Here is a 4144-nt window from a genome sequence, read left to right on the forward strand (position 1 = left end):
GTTGTGATCAGTAGTTGAAGGAGTACGTCACCATCAGCATGGTGGCACTCAGATCTGGCACAACTTGTACGCTGTCGAAGTAAGCAGGACCACCTGTAGGCTGTTGGGAGGTCTGCGTATAGTGTTCAAGTCGCAACCCCAACTCTTCTTCATGGCCCATATGGCCTTGATGGGCTTCATGTTTTTTGCCTTCGGCATGCTGCTCGGCATCCAGAAAATCGGCCCCATCGTGGTCCTGATCCTGATGCCCAGCTTGAATGCTGGTTGGGTTGCTTGCAACGCCGCTTTGAGCATCGGTCAACCCGTCTCCCCCTTGACCTTGCTGGCACCCTTGCGTTCGGCCAGCCGCTCAAAATTGCTTGTTTTGGGCTGCCTTCATGCCGTAGCAAGCATTGCCATGCTTGTTGTGGCTGATCTGATCGACCCCGATTTTCATCAGCATTGGGGCGCTGCGCTGCGCGAGCAACCGGCTACGGACGACACCTTGAGCGAGGCCGCTTTCCATGGGCTGCAATCCGGCATGCTGCTGCGACTGCTTTGCCTTTTGCCGGTCGCATTGTTGTTTTGGCACGCCCCTGTCATCCTGCACAGGTTGCCCAACACAAGCGTCGCCAAAGCACTTTTCGCCAGTGGGCTGGCGAGCCTTCGAAACATCAAACCTTTTGTCATCTATCTGGTTTCGTGGGTCTTGGCCGATCTCATCTTGTCGCTGCTGATCGGTGTTCTGCTGTCGCTATTCGGTGCGGGTGGTGGGCTCACCGTGTTTATTTTGGTACCTGTCATGCTGCTATTCGCCGGTGCGTTTTACACATCCCTTCATGCCAGCGTGCATGGATGCCTTCTGTTTGACGACATCCCCGTCGAAACAACCGTTTAAGCCCACATTTGCACGGCATGGCTCGGTGGATGGCACTTATTAAGATCATGGCAATGCACAAGACGCATCATGTCGCGCATGCTTGACTTGGGCATGTGCCTGCTGCCGTTCATCTTTCTATCGACCGCACCATGAAATCTCGCTCCCTTCGAACTGTTGCCGGACTGAGTGTCCTTGGCTTATCTCTAGGTCTTGGCGGATGCTCCACCATGGGCGTCTCTCCTTGGGAGCGTGACTTGATGGCCAAACCGTCGATGGCCCTCACGACCTCAGCGTTGGATGCTGCTGCGGATGACCACAGCTACTTCAGCAAAGAAGCCGCCACTGGTGGGCGTGGATTTGGTGGCGGGGGCTGCGGATGCAACTGATGACTCCTTCACCCAAGGTGCCCGTACGCCGTGCTTTGGCCACGGCAACAGCAGGCTTGCTCGGTGCGAGCTTCGGCGGTGTCGAAGCTTCGGGGCTGACCATCCCGAATGCCCCATGGCAAGCCGATACAGCCCTGTACGTCTATCACGAGGGTAGTGGCGGTGTATCCGCGTATGAACCCATGCTTTCGATGCATCGCACCGATGCTTACGATCGCACGGTGTCCCTCAAATTGACGTTAGACGCTGTCAGCGGCGCATCACCGACCGGCGGTGTCCCACAAAGAACGGCGGTCACCCACACCGGTGCCTCGGGTCAAAGCAGCTACGTCACACCAGCCAACAACATTCCGGTCGATCCCAATTTCAAGGACCACCGGGTTTCTTTGTCAGGCGGCCTAGATCGCCCTTGGGGACGGGATCAACGTTTGAGTCTTGGCGGCGGACTCTCGGTGGAAGGGGATTTCTTCTCCGTCTCAGGCAATGCCGCCGTCGCACGTGAATTCAATGACAAGAACACCACGCTCAGCTACGGTGTTGGTTTGGAATACGACCAAATCAGTCCGAAGGGTGGCCCACCTAACGCACTGCAATCACCGAACGCCACCACGACAACCCCCGTCGTTGCCCAAACATGTACCTCTGCTTCGGGCCGACCCGTGAGTTGCAGCGGTGGGGCCACCAATACCGCGTCACGCACGGTCCTCAGTGGCTTGGTCGGTGTGAGCCAAGTGATGGCACGGCGTTGGCTGACTCAAGTCAATCTGGGTCTTGAGTACGGTTCTGGTTATTTCAACGATCCCTACAAGATTATCTCGGTGATCAATCCCATCACCGGCAATCCGGTGGGCGATGCTTTCGTGACCGAAGGCCGACCCTCGAGTCGGACGCGTGCCAGCCTATTCTGGCAAAACAAGATCCATCCGTTCAGCGAAGATGTGATCGATGTTTCCTACCGTTTGTACCGTGACGACTGGGGTATCACCTCACACACGGTGGACGCGCATTACCGATTTGAGGTGCCTTCCGCAGGGTTCTATATCGAACCGCACTGGCGCTCTTACCGTCAAGGGGCTGCTAATTTCTACCATCCATGGTTGGTGGATGGTGTCGATTACAACCAAACAACCCACAGCGCCAATGTTGCTTACGCCTCAGCTGACCGACGCCTTGGAGCGATGAAGGCTCAAACCGTCGGTGCGAAACTAGCCTTCGCTCTGGGCCATGAAGAAGAGTTGGGGTTGCGACTTGAACACTATACGCAGACCTCCCAACAGCCTACAGGTGGTCCTGCTTACTTCGACAGCGTACAAGTTGTGCCAGATCTGAGTGCCACCATGCTGATGGTGACGTACTCCTTCAACTACTGATCACAACAAAAAAGGCCCCGAGGGGCCTTTTTCAATACCGCAGCGTCTGGACACCCTGAGCGGTCCCCATCAAGCAAACGCTGGCCTTGTGGCGCGCAAAGATGCCGCACGTCACCACCCCAGGCCATTGGTTGATCTCCTGCTCCATGCTGAGCGGATCCGTAATCTTCAGTCCCCGAACATCCAGAATCAGATTGCCGTTGTCCGTGACCACCCCTTCACGCCACGTCGGTTCACCTCCAAGCTGACGCAGACGACGGGCCACTTGGGCCCGAGCCATGGGGATGACTTCGACGGGCAGAGGAAAGCGCCCGAGAACATCCACTTGCTTGGAGACATCCACAATGCAGACGAACTGTGCAGCCATATCAGCCACGATCTTTTCACGCGTCAGGGCCGCACCACCGCCTTTGATCATGTGACCCCGATGATCGATTTCATCGGCGCCATCGATATACACACTCAGGATTTCAACGTCATTGGCATCCAAAACCGGAATACCGTGAGCACGCAAACGCTCGGTACTTTGAATAGAACTCGACACCGTACCTGCAATGCGATCTTTGACCAAGGCTAGAGCGTCAATGAAATGATTGACGGTCGAACCCGTTCCCACACCAATGATGGTGCCGGCACCAACGTAATCAATCGCAGCCTTGGCCACCAAAGCTTTAAGTTCGTCTTGTGTCATGGGTAAACAGTCTGAAAAAAAGGACAATGGGGATTATGAGTCTCATTCCATACGCCCTGACACGCCCCTTTTTGTTTGGCCTTGATCCCGAACATGCCCATGAAATCACGCTCAACACCCTAGAGCGTTTTCAAAACACGCCTTTGCAACGTTTTTGGGCCTCAACCCGTGACCACGCTCCGGTCAAAATCGCTGGGTTGAGCTTTCCGAACCGCGTCGGCTTAGCCGCTGGACTGGATAAAAATGGCCGTGCTATTGATGGGCTGGGAGCCATGGGCTTCGGTTTTATCGAAGTAGGTACTGTGACCCCCCAACCTCAACCGGGTAATCCCAAACCTCGGATTTTTCGTTTACCCGAAGCTGAAGCACTGATCAATCGCCTTGGATTTAACAATGAAGGTCTGGCTAGCTTTTTGAGCAATGTTCAAAAAGCCCATAGTTTTCGCGCCCAAGGCGGACTGATTGGCCTCAATATTGGTAAAAATGCCACGACTCCGATTGAGCGAGCCACCGATGACTACCTGATCGGTCTGACAGGGGTTTATCCCCACGCCGACTACATCACGATCAATATATCCAGCCCGAATACCGCCAATCTACGGCAACTACAAAGCGATGAGGCCCTTGATCAGTTGCTGGGAGCTCTGCAAGAACGCCGAGGGTTGCTGGAACAGCAATACAAACGCCGCGTCCCCATCTTCGTCAAAATCGCCCCCGATCTTGATGACACCCAGATTGCAGTGATCGCCCAAACACTGCTGAAAAATCAAATCGATGGAGTGATTGCAACCAACACCACCATCAGCCGCAAATCGGTGACAGGCCTTCAACATGCTGA

At 55.0% G+C, this 4144-nt stretch carries 6 protein-coding genes; 4 read left to right on the forward strand and 2 right to left on the reverse strand.

Going from position 1 to position 4144, the window contains the following annotated elements:
• Nucleotides 1-7: 7 nt before the first annotated feature.
• Complete coding sequence (locus tag LEPOCDRAFT_RS02755; RefSeq protein ID WP_156793917.1) at nt 8-160, reverse strand: hypothetical protein; 153 nt, start codon at nt 158-160, stop codon at nt 8-10.
• On the opposite strand from LEPOCDRAFT_RS02755, the gene LEPOCDRAFT_RS02545 reads away from it, so the two are divergent.
• The 3 genes from LEPOCDRAFT_RS02545 to LEPOCDRAFT_RS00295 all read left to right on the forward strand — a co-directional run bounded on the left by LEPOCDRAFT_RS02545 (nt 161) and on the right by LEPOCDRAFT_RS00295 (nt 2615).
• Nucleotides 161-877 carry a BPSS1780 family membrane protein gene (locus tag LEPOCDRAFT_RS02545; protein ID WP_052306340.1) on the forward strand — a complete coding sequence of 239 codons (717 nt, stop codon included), beginning with the start codon at nt 161-163 and terminating at the stop codon, nt 875-877.
• Nucleotides 878-1008: 131 nt separating this feature from the next.
• Complete coding sequence (locus LEPOCDRAFT_RS00290) at nt 1009-1245, forward strand: DUF4266 domain-containing protein (protein ID WP_043909546.1); 237 nt, start codon at nt 1009-1011, stop codon at nt 1243-1245.
• Entirely contained in the window at nt 1236-2615 is a 1380-nt protein-coding gene (locus tag LEPOCDRAFT_RS00295) for a DUF3570 domain-containing protein (protein ID WP_043909539.1), read from the forward strand. The genes LEPOCDRAFT_RS00290 and LEPOCDRAFT_RS00295 overlap by 10 nt, the downstream gene beginning before the upstream one ends.
• A 31-nt stretch (nt 2616-2646) precedes the next feature.
• Here the strand turns inward: LEPOCDRAFT_RS00295 and rpiA are convergent, their stop codons facing one another.
• Complete coding sequence (rpiA, locus tag LEPOCDRAFT_RS00300) at nt 2647-3306, reverse strand: ribose-5-phosphate isomerase RpiA (protein ID WP_009453171.1); 660 nt, start codon at nt 3304-3306, stop codon at nt 2647-2649.
• Nucleotides 3307-3341: 35 nt separating this feature from the next.
• Between rpiA and pyrD the strand changes: the two genes are divergently transcribed.
• The coding region (gene pyrD / locus LEPOCDRAFT_RS00305) for a dihydroorotate dehydrogenase (quinone) (RefSeq protein WP_009453173.1) at nt 3342-4144 on the forward strand (803 nt) is incomplete at its 3' end.

The sequence above is a fragment of the Leptothrix ochracea L12 genome, assembly GCF_000262525.1.